18 protein-coding genes and 3 tRNA genes are annotated in these 19,943 nt (G+C 67.4%); 4 read left to right on the top strand and 17 right to left on the bottom strand.

The genetic code is table 11. The features are described from left to right. Nucleotides 1–125: 125 nt before the first annotated feature. The 15 genes from MLJ35_RS05295 to MLJ35_RS05225 all read right to left on the bottom strand — a co-directional run bounded on the left by MLJ35_RS05295 (nt 126) and on the right by MLJ35_RS05225 (nt 14,669). A tRNA-Gln gene (locus MLJ35_RS05295) sits at nt 126–197 on the bottom strand. A gap of 64 nt (nt 198–261) precedes the next feature. Further along, complete coding sequence (locus tag MLJ35_RS05290; RefSeq protein ID WP_243321351.1) at nt 262–621, bottom strand: SpoVG family protein; 360 nt, start codon at nt 619–621, stop codon at nt 262–264. Nucleotides 622–673: 52 nt separating this feature from the next. Next, on the bottom strand, nt 674–1,339 hold the full coding sequence (locus MLJ35_RS05285; protein ID WP_243383444.1) for a purine nucleoside phosphorylase YfiH/LACC1 family protein: 666 nt from the start codon (nt 1,337–1,339) through the stop codon (nt 674–676). A gap of 4 nt (nt 1,340–1,343) precedes the next feature. Then, complete coding sequence (locus tag MLJ35_RS05280; protein ID WP_243383443.1) at nt 1,344–2,180, bottom strand: serine hydrolase; 837 nt, start codon at nt 2,178–2,180, stop codon at nt 1,344–1,346. Between the two features lie 81 nt (nt 2,181–2,261). Then, nucleotides 2,262–3,164, bottom strand: coding sequence for a UbiA family prenyltransferase (locus tag MLJ35_RS05275; protein WP_243383442.1), 903 nt, complete (start codon nt 3,162–3,164; stop codon nt 2,262–2,264). Then, nucleotides 3,161–3,949 carry a DUF116 domain-containing protein gene (locus MLJ35_RS05270; RefSeq protein ID WP_243383441.1) on the bottom strand — a complete coding sequence of 263 codons (789 nt, stop codon included), beginning with the start codon at nt 3,947–3,949 and terminating at the stop codon, nt 3,161–3,163. Before MLJ35_RS05270 ends, MLJ35_RS05275 begins: the two co-directional genes overlap by 4 nt. Further along, nucleotides 3,946–5,412 (bottom strand): MlaD family protein, encoded by a 1,467-nt coding sequence (locus MLJ35_RS05265; protein ID WP_243383440.1) that lies wholly within the window; start codon nt 5,410–5,412, stop codon nt 3,946–3,948. The genes MLJ35_RS05270 and MLJ35_RS05265 overlap by 4 nt, the downstream gene beginning before the upstream one ends. Then, nucleotides 5,409–6,200, bottom strand: a complete 792-nt coding sequence (locus MLJ35_RS05260; RefSeq protein ID WP_243383439.1) for an ABC transporter ATP-binding protein — start codon at nt 6,198–6,200, stop codon at nt 5,409–5,411. The genes MLJ35_RS05265 and MLJ35_RS05260 overlap by 4 nt, the downstream gene beginning before the upstream one ends. 4 nt (nt 6,201–6,204) lie before the next feature. Beyond that, nucleotides 6,205–6,981, bottom strand: a complete 777-nt coding sequence (locus tag MLJ35_RS05255) for an MlaE family ABC transporter permease (RefSeq protein WP_243321337.1) — start codon at nt 6,979–6,981, stop codon at nt 6,205–6,207. A 34-nt stretch (nt 6,982–7,015) separates the two neighbouring features. Continuing rightward, the gene (gene glmU / locus MLJ35_RS05250) at nt 7,016–8,401 is read right to left on the bottom strand and encodes a bifunctional UDP-N-acetylglucosamine diphosphorylase/glucosamine-1-phosphate N-acetyltransferase GlmU (protein WP_243383438.1); all 1,386 of its coding nucleotides are present in this window, start codon (nt 8,399–8,401) and stop codon (nt 7,016–7,018) included. A gap of 37 nt (nt 8,402–8,438) precedes the next feature. Beyond that, on the bottom strand, nt 8,439–10,424 hold the full coding sequence (locus tag MLJ35_RS05245) for a PAS domain-containing protein (RefSeq protein WP_243383437.1): 1,986 nt from the start codon (nt 10,422–10,424) through the stop codon (nt 8,439–8,441). After that, nucleotides 10,424–11,128, bottom strand: coding sequence for an aminotransferase class IV (locus MLJ35_RS05240; RefSeq protein WP_243383436.1), 705 nt, complete (start codon nt 11,126–11,128; stop codon nt 10,424–10,426). Before MLJ35_RS05240 ends, MLJ35_RS05245 begins: the two co-directional genes overlap by 1 nt. Beyond that, on the bottom strand, nt 11,125–12,279 hold the full coding sequence (locus MLJ35_RS05235; protein ID WP_243383435.1) for a PdxA family dehydrogenase: 1,155 nt from the start codon (nt 12,277–12,279) through the stop codon (nt 11,125–11,127). Before MLJ35_RS05235 ends, MLJ35_RS05240 begins: the two co-directional genes overlap by 4 nt. A 27-nt stretch (nt 12,280–12,306) precedes the next feature. Further along, nucleotides 12,307–12,789 (bottom strand): LSm family protein, encoded by a 483-nt coding sequence (locus MLJ35_RS05230; protein ID WP_243383434.1) that lies wholly within the window; start codon nt 12,787–12,789, stop codon nt 12,307–12,309. A 194-nt stretch (nt 12,790–12,983) separates the two neighbouring features. Then, nucleotides 12,984–14,669, bottom strand: coding sequence for a two-component system sensor histidine kinase NtrB (locus tag MLJ35_RS05225; RefSeq protein ID WP_243383433.1), 1,686 nt, complete (start codon nt 14,667–14,669; stop codon nt 12,984–12,986). A 24-nt stretch (nt 14,670–14,693) separates the two neighbouring features. Between MLJ35_RS05225 and MLJ35_RS05220 the strand changes: the two genes are divergently transcribed. The 4 genes from MLJ35_RS05220 (at nt 14,694) to amrB (ending at nt 16,790) form a co-directional block, all read left to right on the top strand. Then, entirely contained in the window at nt 14,694–15,128 is a 435-nt protein-coding gene (locus MLJ35_RS05220) for a Fur family transcriptional regulator (RefSeq protein ID WP_243293660.1), read from the top strand. A 36-nt stretch (nt 15,129–15,164) separates the two neighbouring features. Continuing rightward, nucleotides 15,165–15,239 (top strand) — tRNA-Gly (locus MLJ35_RS05215). A gap of 61 nt (nt 15,240–15,300) precedes the next feature. Then, nucleotides 15,301–15,375: transfer RNA gene (locus MLJ35_RS05210), tRNA-Cys, on the top strand. Between the two features lie 263 nt (nt 15,376–15,638). Continuing rightward, complete coding sequence (amrB, locus tag MLJ35_RS05205; RefSeq protein ID WP_243383432.1) at nt 15,639–16,790, top strand: AmmeMemoRadiSam system protein B; 1,152 nt, start codon at nt 15,639–15,641, stop codon at nt 16,788–16,790. Nucleotides 16,791–16,800: 10 nt separating this feature from the next. Here the strand turns inward: amrB and mnmA are convergent, their stop codons facing one another. Both mnmA and MLJ35_RS05195 read right to left on the bottom strand, forming a co-directional pair. Next, complete coding sequence (gene mnmA / locus MLJ35_RS05200; protein WP_275976420.1) at nt 16,801–17,922, bottom strand: tRNA 2-thiouridine(34) synthase MnmA; 1,122 nt, start codon at nt 17,920–17,922, stop codon at nt 16,801–16,803. A gap of 46 nt (nt 17,923–17,968) precedes the next feature. Then, nucleotides 17,969–19,915 (bottom strand): LTA synthase family protein, encoded by a 1,947-nt coding sequence (locus MLJ35_RS05195; RefSeq protein WP_243383417.1) that lies wholly within the window; start codon nt 19,913–19,915, stop codon nt 17,969–17,971. Nucleotides 19,916–19,943 lie beyond the last annotated feature (28 nt).

Genomic DNA, 19,943 nt, shown 5'->3' with positions numbered 1-19,943 from the left:
TGCGCCGGCCAGCCGGGAACAGCCCCCCGGGCTGTCCCCGGCTGGCCCTACCTGCGCGCCATCCCTGATTCGAATCCTCCATACGCCCCCCAACGAAAACGACCGCCTGGCGGCGGCCGTTTTCGTTGGGGAGGAAGGATTCGAACCCTCGGTACGCAGGATCAAAACCTGCTGCCTTACCACTTGGCTACTCCCCAGGCGGAAAGGCAAGCATAGCGCGGGTTCGCGTCCCGCCCAAGCCCTCAGGCCCGGGGTGCGGCCTCAGGAGCTGGTCTTGGGGGTGAAACCGAATTCCTCGACGCTCAGCAGGTCTGGGCGCACCTGGGCGGCTTCGCCGCGCTCGAGGCGGCTGAGGGCGCGGTGGCCGGTGGCGGCCTCGTAGGCCAGCAGCACCTTCTCCTCGATCTGCTCGCGGAGGGGGTTGTTCAGGGGGTAGGCGATGTCCTTGAAGCTGCCGTCCCGCTTGCGGCGGCTGGGCATGGCCACGAAGTAGCCATCCTCGCCTTCCACCACCCGCAGGTCGCCCACCAGGAAGCAGTCGTCGATGACCAGGGCCGCGAAGGCCCGCAGCTTGTCGTCGCCTTCCACCTTGGTGATGCGGATATCGGTGATGTTGAGCATGGCGGTCCCCGGTTCCTCGGCCTCCGTCCTTGGGGCGGAGCCGATCTCCAGGTTAGCCGATCTCGATCCAGCCCCACTGGCGGCCGGTGGTCTCGCCGCGGCGATAGGAATAGAGCAGGTCGGGGCGGCACACGGTGCAGAGGGCCACGCTGCCCTCCTTCGCGGGATCCAACCCGAGATCCAGGGCCTGGGCGCGCAGAAACCCGTGCAGGTCGAGGTGGGCCTTGCCGGAAGGGCCTTCGCTGTGCAGGGCCTCGTGCCAGGCGGCGTCCTGCCGGGCGGCCTCGACGACTTCGTCGCCCACTTCGAAGTGGCAGGCCAGGATGGCGGGACCGAAGGCCCAGACGAGGTCGGCCGGGTGCCCTCCCAGGTTGCGGAAGCGTGCCGTGCCGCGGCGCAGGATGCCACCGCCGGCCCCAGGGTCCCCATGGCCTGTGGCGCCCCGCCAGCCCGCGTGCAGGGCGGCCGCCCACGGCGTTCCGTCCGCCAGCGGCCCCGCCAGTAGCACGGGCACGCAGTCGGCCACGCGCACGCCGATGCGGACGCCGGGTGTGGTGGTCCAGAGGCCATCGCCCTCCACGACCCCATCCGCGGCCTCCACGATGCCGCAGCGATGCACCTGGTTCAGGCGCCGGGAGGGCAGGGCCTCCGGCGGATCAAGGCGGGTGGAGAACCCCCAGCTCAGCGGGAAGGGGGGCTGGACGGAAGGGACGAGCAAGGCCTCAGCCTTTGGAGCCGAGCTTGGCTTCCAGCCACGACTTGATGCGGTTGGCGTCGCCCAGCCGCGAGTACTTGCCCCAGGAATCCAGCAGCACGATGAGCACCGGGCGGTTGGCGAGCATGGCCTGCATGACCAGGCAGCGGCCAGCCTCCTCGATGTAGCCGGTCTTGGAGAGACCGATGTTCCAGCGGGGGCTGCGCACCAGGGCGTTGGTGTTGGGGAACTGGATTCTGCGGCGGCCCGACTGGAGGGTGGTCTCGGGCCGGGTAGTGAAGTCGCGGATTTCGGGATAGCGGTAGGCCGCTTCCATGATGCGGGCCAGATCGTGGGCGGTCGCCACATTGCCCGCGGAGAGGCCCGTCGGGTCCTCGAAGCGGGCGGCCTCCAGGCCAAGGGCCTTGGCCTTGGCATTCATGGCGTCGACGAAGGCGGAAAGGCCGCCGGGGAACGTGCGGCCAAGGGCGTGGGCGGCGCGGTTCTCAGAGGCCAGCAGGGCCAGGAGCAGGGCCTGCTCCCGGGGCAGGTGGGTGCCCACGGGCAGGCGGGACCTGCTGTGGCGAAGCATGTCCATGTCTTCCCGGGTGATGGTGAGCATCTCCTGGGGGTCCAGGCGGGCGTCCAGCAGGACCATGGCCGTCATGAGCTTGGTGAGCGAGGCGATGGGCTGGATGGCCCCGGCCTGCTTCTCAATCAGGGCCTGGCCGGTGGCCTGGTCCAGCACCAGCGCCGAGGCCGACTTGAGCGACAGCTTGGCCTGGGAGCGGGAGGCCGCTTGCAGGGCGGTGAGGCCCACGAAGCACAAGATTGCCAGCCTCTGGATTCCGCGTTTGAATCCCATGCCTGCTCCATGAAGATAACGATTGTCGTCACTCGTTCCTAGTCTACTGGATCGAATGGTCGATTCCTTCAGAGAAAATGGTCAGGGCCAGAGCAGGATCAAAAGGCTGAGGTCGGTCACCGCCCAGGCACCCAGACCCCAGTACATGCCAGTTTCGTGCCGGTGGTCGCTCCAGGCGCGCCAGCCTGCCAGCCAGGGCAGGAGCACGGCCAGCCAGGCGGCCAGGGAGATCCCGAGGGGCCAGAGGTGACGCCCCAGGGCCATGACCGCGGCGCCGAAGAGCAGGTGGGCCACCAGGGCGGCGACCAGGGCCAGGGCGAGGCTCCGCCCCACGCCCACCCGGATCACCAGGGTGCGGTCGCCCCGGCGGGTGTCCTCCGCCACCTGGTAGATCTGGGTCATGGGGTAGAGGGTGGCGAAGAGGAAGGCGAAACCCCAGGAGGCCCACAGGATGGCCGCATCGAAGGGCCGCCCCGTGATGGCCCAGCCCGCCAGGGGCGTGAACAGGCCGAACCCGATGCAGTTGATGAGCAGGTCCCAGCCGGCCCGGGCCTTCAGGCGGATCGGGGGCACGGAATACAGAACGCTCATGACCACGCAGGCGAGGTTGATCAGGGCGAAGGGCCGGGGCAGGAGGAAGCCCAGCAGGGCGGAGGCGGCCAGCAGGGCGGACGAGAAGGCCAGGAGATGTTCCGGGGGCTTCGGCGGCGCCTTCAGGTAGCCAATGTCGCCTTCGTCCTGGTCGAAGGCGCTGTTGATGGCCAATGTCCCGCCGTTGAGCAGGGCGACGAAGACGAGCCATCCCAGCAGCGTGGGCGCGGCTCTCAAGGCCCAGCCGGCGGCCAGCAGCGTTCCCAGCAGGAAGTGGGCCGTCATGATGGGCCATTCCAGGGGCCGCAGGTGCAGCAGATAGGCCATGGTCCCGGAGCCCAGGAGGCGCTGGAAGAAGGCCCGGATGGGAAAGCCGCGGGCTCCTGCCGTCACGCGATGCCTTCGTGCCGCAGGGCCTGGACTTCGCCGGAAGGGCGCCGGGGCTCCACCAGGGTCTCCATGGCCGCCAGCAGGTGGGGCACGCTGAAGTCCGTGTCCACGCACATGCCATGGGGCAGAGACAGGGAAATCACATAGCAGGGGATCTCGGGCATTTTCGTGAGGCCCTTGAGCAGCCGGTCCGTGCAGCTCACGGCCACCACCAGGTCGGGCCGGTATTCCCGCGCCTCGCGGTAGGCCTTGTGGCTGCGGTTGGTGATGCGGCCTTCCCAACGGTTCGTCAGCACCAGGTTCATGTAGTCGCCCACGGGGCACAGACCACAGTCGTAGCAGGCCTCGAGATCATCGAGGATGCCCGCCTTGCAGCGGGCCATCTGGATGCAGTGGGGAAGGAGGATGAGGGCCCGCCTGGCCCGATGCCCGCTGAACGCCTCACGGACCTGCTGGTTGTTGTAGCCGCAGTAGGAGAGGATCCAGGCGTCCTCCTGCCCGAGCCAGCGGGCGATGGGCCTGAAGGCGTGGGCCCAGATGCTGTCCTGGCGGCGGATCGCCGCCCCGTTCCGGAGGAGGGCTTCGCCCCGCAGGAAACTGGGCCAGGCCGCGGCGAGGGCGGCCACACCGGCCAGCAGCCACCATCCGCGGCCCGCGGAATGGAGCGCCGCCCCCGCGAACGCCACGATCGAGACGGCGGTGGGCAGGCCCCGGCGGACCCAGAGGAAGAGCGCGCCCCGTTCGTCCGGCAGGCTGCCGGGCTGAGGCAGGGCGCGGGCTTCCTTCACTTGGAGGCTCCGGCCAGGCCGATGATCTTCTTGAGATCGTCGTCCTTCCAGCGGAGGCCGCCGCCGAAGAAGACCGTGCGGAGGTCCTTGTTGCCGATGTCCTGGACGCCGGCCTGGACGTAGGCGCCTTTCCAGAACTGGTAGCTGGTGGTGAAGCGGTAGCGCGGATTCGGCTTCTCGGGGCGCTTGGTGAAGTCGTAGGCCAGGACGCCGAGCCGCAGGCGATCGTTGTCCAGGGTGCGGAACTCGATGCCGCCGCCGCCCTTGCCCTCCACGATGCCGGCGGAGAAGACGGCCGCGCCCAGGCGCTTGGCGAACTGCGCGGACACGGTGAAGCTCTGGTCCGTCGTGACGGACCTGGTCTTCTCCAGGACGGTGACGGGCAGGCCCGTGACGGGGTCGAGCTGGGTCACCGTGCGGGTGCTCTCACTCAGCTTCCCGTCCGGGGTGGAGGCGAAGCCCAGCGCGTACCAGTAGTCCGGCTTGGGCGCGATCTCGAGGCCGAGGGCCACGCGGCTGTCGTTGCGCTTGTCCCACTGGGCCGCATCCATGTCGAGGCGGAACTCCATCTTGTTGAAGCCGCCCAGCAGACCGTTCACATTGTCCACCGCCTCGTTGATCTTCTTGATGGTGGTCTCGTCGTTGAGCAGCTTGCCGATGGTGCCCTGGCCGTTGTTGATGCGGTCGGTGAGGACCTTCAGGTTGTCCGCGGTGCCTTGAAAACTCTGGGCCAGCTTGCGGACATCCGTCATCACGCCTTTCAGTTCCGGTCGGTTCTCCTCGAGGATGGCGTTGAGGTTCTTGCCCACCGTCTCGAACTGCTGGGCCAGCTTGGGCAGCTTGTCCCGCAGGTCGGCAGTGATGGCTTCGACATTGCCCATGGTGTTGTTGATGGCGGCGTGGTTCTCCTGGGCCATGGACCGGAATTCGGCGGTCAGCACGCGGATGTTGTCCACGATCTCGTCGAGCTTCTGGCGGCCTTGTTCCCCGCCGATGGATTCGTTCAGGGCTTGGGTGACGCCCTTCACGTTCTTTCCGATCTCGGAGAGGGTCTCCATGAGGTTGTCGAGGCTCACGCCCGCCTTGCTGGGCAGGGGCTGGCCCTCGGGGAAGGGGCCCTTGGCGCTGTGGCCCGCGTCCAGGTCGATGAACTTCTCGCCCAGGATGCCGATGGAGCCCAGCGACACGAAGGCATCCGCATAGACCGGCACGGAAGGGTCCAGGCCCACCACCACGCGGGCCTTGCCGTTCTCGAGGGCGATGGTGCGGACATCGCCCACCTTCACACCGGCGATGCGCACGGCGCTCTGGACGTTCAGGCCCGCCACCGAGTCGAAGAAGGTGAACCGCTCGGACTGGTTCTTCTTGCCGCCGATCTCCAGCTTCTCGGAGCGGAAGACCAGCACGGCCAGAAGAACGATGGCTCCCGTGAAGAAGAGGCCGACCTTGGTTTCGGGCTTCATGCTTGGGCCTCCTTGGTTTTTCTTTTTGGCGGGGGCGGATCTTGAAGGAACGGACCATCCGCGTCCCCCCGCAGGAACTGCTGGATGACGGGATGCGGGTTCACCTTGAAGGCGTCCGGCGGCTCGCAGGCGATGCACTCGCCCCGGAAGAGCAGGGCGATGCGATCGGCGATCTCGAAGGCGGACTTGAGGTCGTGGGTGATGGTGATGGTGGTGACGCCCAGCTCGTGCTTGAGGTCGAGGATCACGCGGCCGATGACGTCGGTCATCACGGGATCCAGGCCGGTGGTCGGCTCGTCGAACAGGAGGATCTTGGGCTTGAGGGCGATGGCCCGGGCGAAGCCCACGCGCCGCTTCATGCCGCCTGAGAGCTCCGCGGGCTTCAGCTTGTCCGTGCCCTTCATGCCCACCAGGGAGAGGCATTCATCCACGCGGGACCGGACCTCCTCCTCGCTGATGCTGAGGTGCCGCCGGAGTCCGAAGGCCACGTTCTCGAAGACGGTCATGGAGTCGAAGAGCGCGGCCATCTGGAAGCACATGCCGATGCTCTGGCGGACCTTGAAGAGCTCTTCCCGCTTGAGCTGGGCGATGATCTTGCCCTCGATGGCCACGTGCCCGGCGTCCGGCGTGAGCAGGCCCATGATGTTGCGGAGGAGCACGGTCTTGCCGGTGCCTGAGCCGCCCAGCACCACGAGGCTCTCGCCCTCCTGGACCTGGAGGTTCACGTTGGACAGCACGACCTTCGGACCGAAAGCCTTGGACAGGTTGACGACGTCGATCAGGGCCATGCCGTCACACCAGCAGGAGTTTGGTCAGGAAAAAGTCGGAGATCAGGATCCACAGCGAGCTGGTCACCACGCTGCTGGTGGGGGCGTTGCCCACGCCCTCGGCGCCGCCCTGGGTTCGGTAGCCCTTCCAGCAGCCCACGAGCGCGATGATCATGCCGAACACCAGGGCCTTGTAGAGCGCGATGCGGAGGTCCCGGAAGGCCAGCAGCTTGTAGAACTCGTGGCTGTAGACGAAGGCGCTCTGGCCTTCCACGCCCACCAGGATGAGGTAGCCGCCCCAGAAGCCGACGTAGATGGAGATCACCGTCAGCAGGGGGACCACCACGATGGAGGCCAGGAAGCGCGGCACGAAGAGGTAGTGGATGGGATCCGTCGCCAGGCACTCCAGCGCGTCGATCTGCTCGGTCACCTGCATGGTGCCCAGCTCCGCGGCCATGGCCGAGCCGATGCGGCCCGAGAGCATGAGGCCCGTGATCACCGGACCGAGCTCGCGGACGATGGCCAGGCCCTCTACCTGCGCGGCCAGGCCCTCGGCCTGGAACTGTCGGAAGCCGAAGGCCAGCTGCACCGCGAACACCATGCTCACCGCGACGCTCGTGAGGATCACGACCGGCAGGGAGTGGACGCCCACGGCCTGGAACTGGTTCAGAAGGTTCTTGCCGTCGAAGGGCCGCTTGAAGATGGCCACGAAGGTCCGCCCCGCCAGCGTGGCGAAGTCCCCCGCGGTATCGAGCGCACTGAGGACGCTGGCACCGGTCTTGTCGATGAAGGTCAGAACCATGGGGCTCCGGGGGCAAAAAACTAGCTTACCCGACTCAGCCCTTCTTCTGCCGGGCGCGGAGTTTTGATGCGCCGCCTTCTTTTTCCGTCTGGGCCGTCCTGCTCAGGGCCAGGGCATCCGCAGGCACGTCGCGGGTGATGGTGCTGCCCGCTCCGATGAGAGCGCCATCGCCGATGGTCACGGGAGCGACCAGCTGGGTGTCTGATCCCACGAACACACGGTTGCCGATGATGGTCCGGTGCTTGTTCACGCCATCGTAATTGCAGGTGATGACGCCCGCGCCGATGTTGGTGCCCTCGCCGATCTCCGTATCACCGAGGTAGGCCAGGTGGTTGGCCTTGGCGCCGCGATGCAGCTTCGCCTTCTTGGTTTCGACGAAATTCCCGACGTGGACGTTCTCAGCCAGGTCCGTACCCTCGCGCAGCCGGGCGAAGGGCCCCAGCTTGGCCCCCGGGCCCACCAGGGCCTGCTCGATGACGCAGTAGGGCCGGACCTCCACGCCTTCGCCCAGCACGGAGTCCACGATCACGCTCCCCTGGCCGATGCGGCAGCCCTCACCGACGCGTACTGCGCCTTCCATTCGGACGCCGGGTTCCAGCAGGACGTCGCGCGAAAGGACCACCCGCGGGCCGACCAGCGTGCTGTCTGGATGGAGGAAGGTCACGCCCTCGGCCATCCAGTGCCGCTGGATGCGCCGCTGGGCCGCGGCCTGAAGGGTGGCCTGATCCTGCCGCGAGTTCATGCCCGCCAGCTCCTCGGGATCGCAGACCTCCACGGCCACGGGGAGCTCCCTGGCCACGGACGCCACGGCATCCGTGAGGTAGTACTCCTTCTGGGCGTTGTGGTTGGTGAGGCCCTGGAGGGCCCTCCTCAAGGCAGGCCAGGGGAGTGCATAGGCGCCTCCATTCACGCGCTGCACCGCGAGCTGCTCGGGCGTGGCGTCCTTGGCTTCCACCATGGCCGCCAGGCGGCCATCCGGATGCTGGATCACCCGCCCGTACGAGCCCGGAGTCTGCATGTCCATGGCCAGCAGCAGGGCTTCCGCGGAGCAGAGGCGGGTCACCGTGGCGGGAGAGGTGAGGGGGACATCGCCGCAGAGGATGACCACCTTGGAGGCGCCAAGTCGGTCGAGATCGGGGATGCAAACCTGCAGCGCGTGACCGGTGCCCAGGGGCTCGCCCTGATCCACGGCCGTGACGGGGCAGGGCAGCAGGCCGGCCTTCCGCCAGGCTTCGAGCGCGCCCAGGACCAGCTCCTTGGCGTGGTGGACCACCACGATCGCCCCGCCCAGGTCGGGCGGCAGCGTTCGCAGGGCCCAGAGCAGGGAGGGATCGCCCAGGATCGGGTGCAGGACCTTGGGAAACCGTGATTTCATGCGGGTTCCAAGCCCCGCCGCCAGGATCACCGCTACTGTCGACATGCTGCCTCCCGTCTCCAGCCTACAACAGCCACCGGGTTCACTCGGTCGGGGCCCGCAACAGCGCCAGCACGGATTTGGCGAAGTCCGCGGATTCGAACGGCTTCTCCAGGAATGCGATCCGGCGCAGGCCCAGGGAGCCAGGATCCATGGGCAGCGGCTGGCCCATGCCGATCACCAGGGTCGGGATGGGCTGTTTCTGGAAGGCGCGGAGGGCCCGGTGGAAGCGTTCAAGCTTCGGGGTGCGCTCCAGGATCAGGGCATCGGGTTGCGGCTGCCCTCGGCTTCCCCTCAGGAGGTGCTGCAGATCCTCGAAGCTCTCGGACCGCCCTCCCAGAAGGTGGACGAGGTCGGCCAGCGCACTCCGGGCCAGGGGGTCGCCGTCCACGATCCAGAGCATTCGTCCGGCCAGCATGGGGCCATTCAATGGGCGTGCCGGCGTGACCGCGGGAAGGTACACCCTCGGGCGGACTCCCGCCTGGTGGTCCCGCTCCAGCTCCAGCATCCCCCCGGCCTCCAGCACGGATTCCCGCAACCAGCCCAGGCCGAACAGCTCGCGGGACCAGCCCCCGGCTTCTCGTGCGGTTTCCGCATGGAGCAGACCGAAGTCGTGGCCTCCCAGGTCCGCGGTCTCCAGGATCAGGACCAGATCCTCCCGGCCCGTGCGATCGCGGGCGTGGAGCAGCAGCTGGGTCGCGATGCGTTTCAGGGATTCCGGCGCCACGGCCAGCGAGAGGGGCACGGCGCGGAGATCCAGGCTCCGGCCGGGTGGCAGGACCTTCCGAAGGCCGGGAAGCAGGTTTTCCAGCGCTGGCCGGCCTTCCACCTGGCCGCGTGCGGCTGGAGGCGGGTACAGCCGGCCGGAGGCCTCTTTCACCCGCCAAGCGGCTTCGCGGAGAACTCCGTCGGGGGCGTCGGCCAACAGGCGGTCCGAGGCTGCGGAGAGGGCCAGCAGGGCGTTCGCGCCGAGCCTGCGGCGATCCTCGTCGCCGCTGGCGCGGAGCGCCCCGCCAGCCTGCAGGGTCAAGGCCCCGGCGGCGGAATGGGCGATCCACACGAGGCCCATGCCGCGATCGAAGGCCGTGGCCTCCAGCAGGACTTCGCTGAAGGTTCCGTCCTCGCTGACCTGAGTCGCCACCACGGAGGCGCTCCCGAACTGGAGGAGCTGGTCCCGGATGGCCTGCCAGACGGGCTGGTCGCCTCCCTGGAAGAGCGCATCCATGACGTAGCCGCGCAGTTGATTGCGGGGCAGCCCCACCAATTGGCTGAAAGGGCCATTGGATTCGAGGACGCGACCCTGGTCGTCCACCAGCCACATGGGCTGGCGGGGATCGAGTCCCAGGGCCAACCCGGGGAGTTCCGCAGGTCCCGATTTCTCGATCAGGGCCAGGGCCATGCGGAGCCCCTGGCCCCGTCCCTCCACCCAGGCTCCCTGCTCCCGCAGCCACTTCAGCTGCTGGAGGGCGACCAGGCCGAGAAGCAGTCCCGCGAGGAGGGCCGATGGCCAGGAGAACCGCGGCGCGCCCGGCGGCAGCAGGAGCTGGGCCAGCGCGCCCGCGCCCAGGGTGGCGGCCCCCACCAGGGGCATCCGCAACTCCAGTTGGCGACCGTGGGTCCACCGGTAGGCCAGGTCTGAGAGGACCAGCCAGAGCAGGGCTTCGAAGGCCGCACCGATCCAGAAGCGCACGACCTCCTGCCAGGGCAGGTGGAGCCTCGCCAGGAAGAGGGCGAGGAAGAGGCTCGCTCCGCCGACCCCCACGGCCAGGCGCCTCACCCCCTGGACGCCCTCCCGCTGAGCCTGCAGGAAGAGGGTGAATCCGAACAGGGCGGCGCCGAGCTGGGCCGCCGGCAGGGGCAGGCCGGTGAGGAAGGCCCACGGCTGGGCCAGCACCGCGAGAATGCCGCCCAGGAAGTAGCCATAGCTGAGGCCCACGCGTCCCCTGCGGCGGAAAATCCAGAACCCCAGCCAGGGCGGAAGGGGGAGCAGGAGGGCGGAAATCAGGTCCGCGAAATCCAAGGCGTGCATCAGAGGAGCGTGGCGGGCCAGAGACCGCGGAGGGCGTTCAGGCACCAGAGCTGCCCTTGAGCGCAATCTTCGAGGGCGATGGGAGCGTGCTGCACGCGCCAGCCCCGCTCCTCCGTCCAGCGGGGGAGGTCCATGCGCTCCGCCACGCTGGCCACGCGGCCTTCGATTGGCGGCAGGGTCAGGAATTCCTCACGCTCCAGGGCGACGGTGGCGATGGCGCTTTCGGCCAGGGTGCCGTCCGGCCACAGCAGCAGCGCATCCTCCGCCCCCTGCCGCCAGGCCTCGGAAAGAACCTGGGGCCGCCAGGGGCCGGAGAGCCCCTTGTGGAGTGCCAGGGGATCGGGCCGGAGATCTCTCATGGGATGCGGCATGGGCGCGAGCCGGTAGGGTGCCGTGGCCTGGGGCAGGGGCTCCAGCCGCGCATCCAGGAGGTTGAGGTCCAGGTGGAGTTCCAGCCGCAGCGCCGCCTCGGGAGCGGCATGGCGCTCCAGCCAGCGGCGGAGCTCCCCGGCGGCCTCGTCCAGCCACGCGGGAGATCGGCCCAGGGCGCCAGCCCCGGCCTGCAGGCGGGCCATGTGGGCGTCCAGGTGCAGGGGCGATCCGTGACGCACGGGCAGCGCGGTGCGGGGGATCGCGCCGGCATGGACGTCCACGCCGGACAGCGTGGCGCCCGGCCCGAATTCGGCTCGCAGAGCCGGGCTCAAGAGCCGACCACCTGGGCGGCCCAGGGTTCCTGGCGGGCCCGCCCGGCGAGCCGCACGCCCAGCGCGGCGGCTTCGAGGAAATTCCTGGGATCCGCCGCCCACTTGCCCGCCTTGTCGAAGGCGGTGCCGTGGTCGGGGCTTGTCCGGATGAAGGGCAGCCCCAGGGTGAGATTCACCGCCCGGGCTGGCTCCAGCAGCTTGATGGGGATGAGCCCCTGATCGTGGTACAACGCCACCACGAGGTCGAACTCGCCCGAGACGGCGCGATGGAACAGGCTGTCCGAGGGCAGGGGGGCCGAGAACCGTGGCGCCGAGGCGGCTTTGGAATCCCTCGGGAACGGGAACGGGGTCGGGAGGTCGGCGAAGGGACCCGCTGGCCCCGCCTTGCGAAATGCGGCCTCGGCTCGGTCGCGGGCTTCCGCCAGCAGGCCTTCCTCGTCCCCGAAAGCGCCGGCCTCGCCCGCATGAGGGTTGAGGGCGCAGAGGGCCACGCGTAGATCCGGATTCCCCGTGAGCCGGATGAACTGGTCTGCCGAGAAGGCCAAGGTCTCGGCCACGGCTTCCGCGTCCAGGTCCTCCACGACGGAGCGCAGGCTTTGATGCACCGTATGCAACACGACGGACAGGCGGGGGCTGACGAAGGCCATGCGGACGATGGGCGCGCCGGCCAGGGTCTGGAGGAACTCGGTGTGGCCGGGAATGGGGTACCCGGCGAGATGCGCGGCGGATTTGGCCATGGGCAGGGTTGTCAGGGCATCCACGCGGCCGGACAGGGCCATGCCCGCAGCCCATCGGATGGCTTCCACCGTGGCCCGACCGGAAGTAGCGGAGCCGCGGCCCAGCTCCAGACGCTCCACGCGGATTTCAGGGGTGGGATCCAGCCAGAGGGCGGTGGCCGACCCGCTGGGGTCGCCCACCTCGAGGCCGCAGGCCGTTCCCAGGAAGCCTTCCGGAGCAGGGGCCGGGGCGTCCGTCCACTGCCAGAAGGCGCGCCTTCCCTCCGTCCCCTGGAGCAGGTCCACACCGGCTCGGGAGCCCACGACGGTCACGTCCCCCCAGGAGCGCAGGGTTGGCAGCGACTTCAACAGCAGCTCGGGCCCGATGCCGCAGGGATCCCCCAAGGTGATGGCGATGTGCGGTGGGCGGCTCATGGTGGTCCCGGTCGGGCGCTTCCATCCTCAGTCGTAGGCGGGGATCTCCACCTCCGCGTTCAGCGCCTCCTCCTTCTTGGCCGGACGGCTGCGGCGGATCCGGGGTTCCTCCTCCTGCTTGTAGATGTACTTGATGTTGTGCTTGGGCACCAGGACGTTGGGTTCCTTCACCCGATTGATCTTCAGGCAGTGCTTGTCGTACCACTCGATTACGCCACGCACCTTCTCGTCGTCCTGGAGCACGATCACCATCGGCGTCTTGGACTGCATCTGCTTGAGGTAGTAGAAGCTCTCGGCGTTGGTCTGTTCAGGCGGCGCGATCTTGCGTCGGGGGCTTCCCAGCCCCTGGGGCGCGGTGGCCGCCGCCGGATTGACGGCCGGATTCGGCTCTCCGCCCGCAGTGATGGGAGGCGGTACCGGCGTCATGACCTCCCCGCCGCCCCCCTTGGCGGGGATGCCCAATTTATCCTTGAGTTCGGTGAGGTTCGGTCGGATGAGCTTCCGATTCATGGCAGATCCTGGCCCGGTGGGCGGTGCGGGGGCATGTCAAAGGCATTGGCGTGTGGCCATTCCTTCTCAAGCCGGGCGGTGCCTGCGCAATGGCAGGATCCAAAAGCCGTAGAAGGGATGAACCACTTTGGCAGGTGCCAAGTGGACCCTGCAAGGGTGTGTCTTGATTTAGATGACGGAAAGCTGCCGGAAGTTTACGCCTGATCCTTGTGCTGTGCCAACGGCTCTGCTTGGTGACACACGGGTAGGAAAATCCGGACCCGGGTGCCCGCTCCAGGGCGGCTCCGGACTTCGATTCGCCATCCCATGGCCTCAGTGAACTTGTAGACCAGGCTCATGCCCAGTCCCGACCCCTCTTCGAAGCTGCCGGAGAAGGGCACGAACAGGCGATCCAGCTGCTCAGGGGCCATGCCGCAGCCGTTGTCTTCCACTTCCAGCCGGACCTGCCCCTCGGAAATGCTGGAGGTGAGCCGGACCTGGGGCCGCGGTACACCTTTCACGGCCTTGCGGGCGTTGCTGAGGAGGTTCATGAGCATCCGGTGGACCCCGACCGGATCCGCAAGGATGAACGCTGGCACCGGCTCCGGCATGTCCAGGGGGAGCCCTTCGGTCCGGGGGTCCATCTCCCAGCTCGCGCGGGCTTCTTCGAGAATCCTGCCGAGAGGGAGTACCTGGCCTGGGCCGGCTTCTGGCCGGGCGAGATCGAGGAAGCCCGAGACGATGGCGCCCACCCGCTGGGATTCCCGGTCCAGGATGCCCAGTACGCGCGACCTGACATCCTCAGGAGCCTCCGGTCGCCGCAGGAGCTGAACGCATCCGCTGATGGAGGCCAGCGGGTTCCTGAGCTCGTGGGCGAGGCCGGCTGCCAGCTGCCCGATGGATGCGAGCCGCTCGCTGATCCGCGTGCGCTCCTCGAGGGCCTTGATTTCCGTCAGGTCCTGGAACAGCAGAAGTTGGCCCGTTTCCTGGCCGTTGGGGGCCCGGAGGGAGGTTAGATGTCCACCCAGGATCTGGGGAGGACGACCTGCCACCGGAAGCGCCACCTCAAAGCGGTGCTGAGCTGGGAGGGGTGGCGCCAGGGGAAGCACCTCGTGGACAAGGCGGCCCAGGGGCACGGGATGGCCCAGGATGGCGGTCGCGGCGGGATTCGCCGACGTGATCCGTCCATCCAGATCCAGCGTGATGAGACCGGAGGACATGGACTCCACGACCCGGAAGTGCAGGGCCGACAGCTCGTCCACGGTGGCTTCGCTGGCGCTGAGGTCTGTGCGCAGGCGATCGAGATTGCGGCGGATGAGCACCACCACCAAGGTGGTGGCGAAGATCTGCAAGGAGGCGATGCCGAGCAGGAAGGGCAGGTGCGTTCCATCGGGATCCGTGGTTTCGCCCGACAACCCGAAAGCCGGAAGCAGCCCGAAGGTGAAGCCCAGCACCAGGATGATGTGGGTGATGGATGAGACGACACCCACCCAAACGATCTCCGAAGTGCCCAGGTAGAAGGCGGAGGCCAGCACGGGGAAGATGTAGAGGGTGGAGAAGCGCTCATGGGCCACCCCCTGGTACGCGATCACCAGGGTGACCAGGGCCAAGTCCAGCACCAGGTTCCACCAGATCCAGGGCAGAGCGGGCGTAGGGAAGATCTGGTCCCGGGCACGGAGGCCGAGGCTTGCCTCCCAGATCGACTCGAGAAGCAGCAAGGCCAGGCAGGTCAGATACAGATCCTCGCCTGCGCCCACGACGCGCCCTTCGGCGGGCAGGGCGAGATGCAGCACGAGCAGGCCGAAACTGGCGTAGAGCCGGAAGGCGAGTGGAAGGAACGGCTGGCTGGCGTCCGGGGCGCCCAACCGGCCCAATGTGCGCTGGAGCATAGGGTCCAGCATGCCCGAATCTGGCATCCTAGGACCATGCCTGACCCTGCCCCCGTTCCCTCGCCTTCCCTGCGCGCCGCAGGCATGCGGCAGACGCCTCAACGCGAGGGGATCCTCCAGGTCCTCCGGAATTCGGATCGTCCGCTCACGGTGGAGGAGATCTGGGAGCGCATGCCGGAACGCCGCTCGGGCCTGCCCACGGTGTACCGCAACCTCGAACGCTTCGTGCAGGAAGGCTGGGCGGAGAGCATCATGGGCCCGGACCAGGTGATGCGCTTCGTCCGCTGCGACTCGCGTCGGCATCACCACCACCTCCAGTGCGAGCGGTGCGGTCGCACGGTGGAAGTGGACGCGTGCGGTCTCGACGAATCGCTGATCGAACTCGAGACCCTGTCGGGATTCCGCATCACCCGGCATCAGCTGATGCTGTTCGGACTCTGCCCTACCTGCCGATCCGAAAAAGACCGTTGACCGTATCGCGCGCCATTGCTAGTCTTGATGTCTCACGCGGGTGTAACTCAGTGGTAGAGTGCAACCTTGCCAAGGTTGAAGTCGTGGGTTCAAATCCCATCACCCGCTCCACTCCACCCGGGCCGCGCAAGCGGCCCGGATCATGTCAGAAGCCTCATCGCACCAAACGCAAGGCGCCGTAGCCAAGTGGTAAGGCCCGGGACTGCAAATCCTGTATTCATCGGTTCGATTCCGATCGGCGCCTCCAACCAGCCCCCGCAAGGGGGCTTTTTCGCGTCGATCGGAATCGAAGTCGCGGATGGCGCGCAGGTAAGCCCCGCTGGGGACGCCACTCGATGTGGCGTCCCCGGGCGATCAGGGCCGTGCGCAGCCAGCCGCGCGGCGGGAACCGGATTCCGATCGGCGCCTCCAACCAGCCCCCGCGAGGGGGCTTCTTCGTGCCCCGATCGGAATCGAAGTCGCAGGGATGGCGCGACGGGGCCTGCTACGGTGGTTCCGGAGATCCCATCCATGAAACGCGTCCCGGCCTTCTTCTGCGCCTGCCTCCTTGCATGCCACCCGGGCTTCGCCCAGGCCTCGCTCTCCACGCTTCCCGTGGCCCTTCAGAGGCCCACCGCGGATGAGGTCAGGAAGTCCATGGGCATTCCCTCCCAGGGAGACCTCCGGGGTCAGCAGGACGCCGTGGGGTTTGCCTCGACACCGAACCAGATGGCCAAGGTGTGGGAACGGGCCGCTCTTCCGCCGGCCCCGGAAGCGCTCGGGCCCATGCCTCCCCCTGGGGTGGCTGGTCTCATCTGCCCCCACGACGACTACCTCTATGCCGGCCGCGTATATCGCCGGCTGATCCCGTTGGTGAAGGCCAGGACCGTCGTCCTGGTGGGGGTTTTCCACAAATACCGCCGCTTCGGCGCCAAGAACGCCCTGGTGTTCGACCCCTACCGGGTCTGGCGCTCCCCGGATGGCGAGATTCCTGTCTCCGGCCTGCGGGAGGACCTGCTGAAGCGGATTCCCGCCATGGATGTCCTCCAGGACGCGGCCATGCAGGACAGCGAGCACTCGGTCGAGGCCATCGCCTACTGGCTGAAACACCAGGACCCGAGCGTCGAGATCGTGCCCATCCTCCTGCCTTCGGCCTCTTTCGAGCGGTTCCAGGAGCTGGCCTCCCACCTCGGCAGGGCTCTGGCGGAAAGCATGCGGGCACGCGGCTGGACGCTCGGGCGGGATCTGGCCATCGTCATCTCCTCCGACGGCATTCATTACGGCGAGGACTTCAAGTACACACCCCACGGCAGCGGCGGTGTGCAGGCCTACACCGAGGCCGTCGAGCGCGACCGCCAGCTGCTGAAGGGGCCCCTGGCCGGGTCGGTGACGCCGGCGAAGGCCCGGGCTTTCTACGAGGCGGTAGTCAATCCGCAGGATCCCGACCAGTACCGCATGCCCTGGTGTGGTCGGTTCTCCATACCCTTCGGCCTTCTGCTCCTGGATGAAACGGCCAGGAGCCTGGGTCGGCCCGCTCCGGTCGGGCACCCCGTGGCTTTCGGCACCTCCATCAGCTCCCCCCAGATCCAGGTCCGGGACCTGGGCTTGGGGGTGACCGCGGAGGCCAACCTCTACCACTTCGTGAGCTACCCAGGCGTGGCCTACACCCTGGGCGGGCCGTGACCCCTCTGTCTCACTCTGGCCGGGCGCTGATCCAGCCACCGCCCAGCACGTCCCCGTCCCGGTAGAAGACCACGGCCTGGCCCGGGGCGATGGCCCGTTGGGGCTCGTCGAACACGACCTTCATCCGGCCATCCGGCAGGGGGATCACGAGGGCATCAGCCTCGGGAGCCCGGCTGCGGATGCGCGCCTGGCAGACCAAGGGGCCTCGGGGCGGGGCATCCACCCAGCTCAGCTCATGGGCCACCAACTCCCGGCTGAAGAGCTCGGACTCGCCGCCCACCCAGACGGTGTTCGTGGCAGGTTCGACCCGGACCACGTACAGGGGTTCGGCGAAGGCGATTCCCAGCCCCCGCCGCTGGCCCACCGTGTGCCGCCAGTACCCGTGATGCCGGCCAAGAACGCGACCGTCGAGGTGGCGGATGTCCCCATCTCCCAGGCCTGGATCACGGCCCTCTGCTTCAAGGAAGGCATCGTAGCGGTCCTGGGTGACGAAACAGATCTCCTGGCTCTCGGCCTTTTCTGCCAGATGTAGACCCAATTCAGCACCTAAACTCCGAACTTCAGGCTTGGTCAGGTGGGCCAAGGGGAACAAAGTCCGTGCGAGGGTGGCCTGGGTGTGATGGAAGAGGAAGTAGCTCTGGTCCTTGGCCGGATCGGAAGCCTTTCGCAGGTGCCAGCGGCCATCCTCGAGTCGGATGGTCCCGTAGTGCCCTGTGGCGACGAACGAAGCGCCCAGCGAATCGGCTCGCTCCATCAGCGCAGAGAACTTGAGGTGCTGATTGCAACGAATGCAAGGGCTTGGTGTTTCACCATCCAGATAGCTCTGGATGAAGCCCTCGATGACCGTATCTCTGAACCGGGTCTCGAAATCCATCACGTAGTGGGCAAACCCCATCTCGAAGGCCACCCTGCGCGCATCCTGGAAGTCATCAAGGGTGCAGCATTTCCCATCTGAACTTTGAGTGGTCTTCTTGTCGAAGAGCTGCATGGAAATGCCGATGACCTCGTAGCCGCTCCGATGGAGCAGGGCGGCCATGACCGAGCTGTCGACCCCGCCGGACATGGCCGCAAGAACCCTGTTCCCAGGCCGGAGCGAGGGGTGGTCTTGGAGGGACGCTTGAGCGCGGGACAGCAGTGAGCTCACGATTCAGATCCCGAGGCGGTCAGGAAGGCGGCGATCAGTTGTAATTCCTGGATTTGAAGAGCTCGTAGGCGGTTTGGTAGTAGGCCACGGTGAGGTCGTCATGCCCCTGTCCCGATGGGGCGGGAAGGTATCTGTCCTTCTCGAAGTCGTAGATCTTCGACACCCTGCTGCCGTGCAGGCCGAGGACGGTGAGGAGACCATCCTTCATCAGGGCCACGTGATCGTTGTGATTGAACAGCAGGACCCGTCCCGATTCCGGCGTGTTCAGCGCATCCTGGCCGAACCAAGGCGCCGTGTAGGGCAGGCCAAGCAGGCCCAGCAGGGTGGGGGCCAGGTCGATCTGGGACATGAGGCCATCCGAGCGCCTGGGGGACAAGTGGGCCGGCGAGTAGAACATCAGCGGGATTTCGTAGGTCCGAAGGGGGATCTCTTGGCGGCCGTAGACCCTGGCACCATGATCCGCCACGACGATGAAGAGCGTGTCCTTGAACCACGGGTGCTTTTCCGCCTCCCGGAGGAACTGCCCCTGGGCGAAGTCGGCGTAGCGCACGCCGGACTCCCGGCCTCCTCCCGAGGCCTTCACGCCGATGGCTTCCAGGCCGGGACGGAAGGTGAAGGGCTTGTGGTTGGAGGTATTCATGATGTGGATGAAGAACGGGCCGCCCTTGGCCGACTGCTGATCCGCGTAGGACAGGGCCATGTCGAACAGATCCTCGTCCGAGACCCCCCAGATGTTCTCGAATCGGGGTTTGGTCTTCAGGCTGGTCCGGTCGAGGACGTCATAGCCGTTGCTCTGGAAGAATGCGTTCATGTTGTCGAAATAGCCGTAGCCGCCGTACAGAAAGGCGGTCTGGTAGCCCTGGGCCCGGAGGACGGATCCGAGGGTGGCCATGCCTTCGTGACCGGGCCGCCGGAGGATCGATTCGGTGGGAACCGGGGGCAGGGAGGTGGACAGGGCCTCCAGGCCGCGGACCGTCCGGGTTCCCGTGGCGTACACATGGCTGAACCAGAGCCCCTTCTGGGCGAAACGGTCGAACTCGGGCGTCCAGTCCCGGGATGATCCGTAGAGGTGACTGAATTCGGCTCCGAAGGATTCACTCGATACGAGGATCACGTTCAGCTTCCCCAGGCCGTCGGGGCGGGACGGAAACTGGCGATCCAGACGGCCTTCAGACAACCGGGTGAAGGTCCCACCCCCCATGGCCAGCTGGGAGGTGAGCCGCTTCAGGTTTTCGGCGCGGGGTCGGGTGGCGTAGTAGGCGTGATAGTCGATCTCGCTGGTCCGGAGCGCCCGGAAGAAGGTGGACAGACCGTTCTCCGCCAGCTCGTTGGTGACCCGGTTCTGGGAAGCAGCGACCAGGGTGGCGGGGATCCAGGTGATGGCGATCGCCAATGCGGCACCATAGAGGGCCATGGCGTAGCTGCGCTTCTTGAGGGTCATGGGCGTGGACAGTGCCTTCGACCAGTGGCTCCGCAGCCGCCATGTGGCGATGGCCGCCAACACGGCGCAGGCGAGGAGGATCTTGACGACGGGGTATTCCGACCAGATGTCCCCGGCCACTTCCGTCGGGTACATCAGGTAGTTCACCGAAACCAGGTTGAACCTGGAGTTGAACTCTTCGAAGAAGAAGAACTCGCAGGCCGCAAGGAAGAGCCCGCCCAGCACGTACAGGAAGGTGGCGGCAGAGGAGGCGATGGGTGCCCCGGCGCGCCCGGGTTTGGCGGGAGCCTTGAGCCACAGGTACAGGGCCAGGGGGAAGAGCACATAGAGAGCCTGGACGGCGTCGGAAACCAGCCCTGCCGGCAGGACCCAGAGCAGGGAAGCGATGGACACCTGCGCTTCGCGACCGGACGTCAACCAGAGGGCCACTCGGAGGAGCGACCCGAGGCCGAGGTACCAGGCGGCCAGCAGCAACAGCGGGCGGTATCTGGCGGCCAGGCCGTTGTCGGGAGAGGGGGGCGTCGGTCGGTCAGCGGTCAATCGGATTCCCAAGAAGGTTCCTTTCGAA

Origin of the sequence: Geothrix alkalitolerans, assembly GCF_022808885.1 — a bacterium.
GTDB lineage: Bacteria > Acidobacteriota > Holophagae > Holophagales > Holophagaceae > Geothrix > Geothrix alkalitolerans.
The sequence above is the reverse complement of the archived record's forward strand: the minus strand, read 5'-3'. Positions and strand labels throughout refer to the sequence as shown.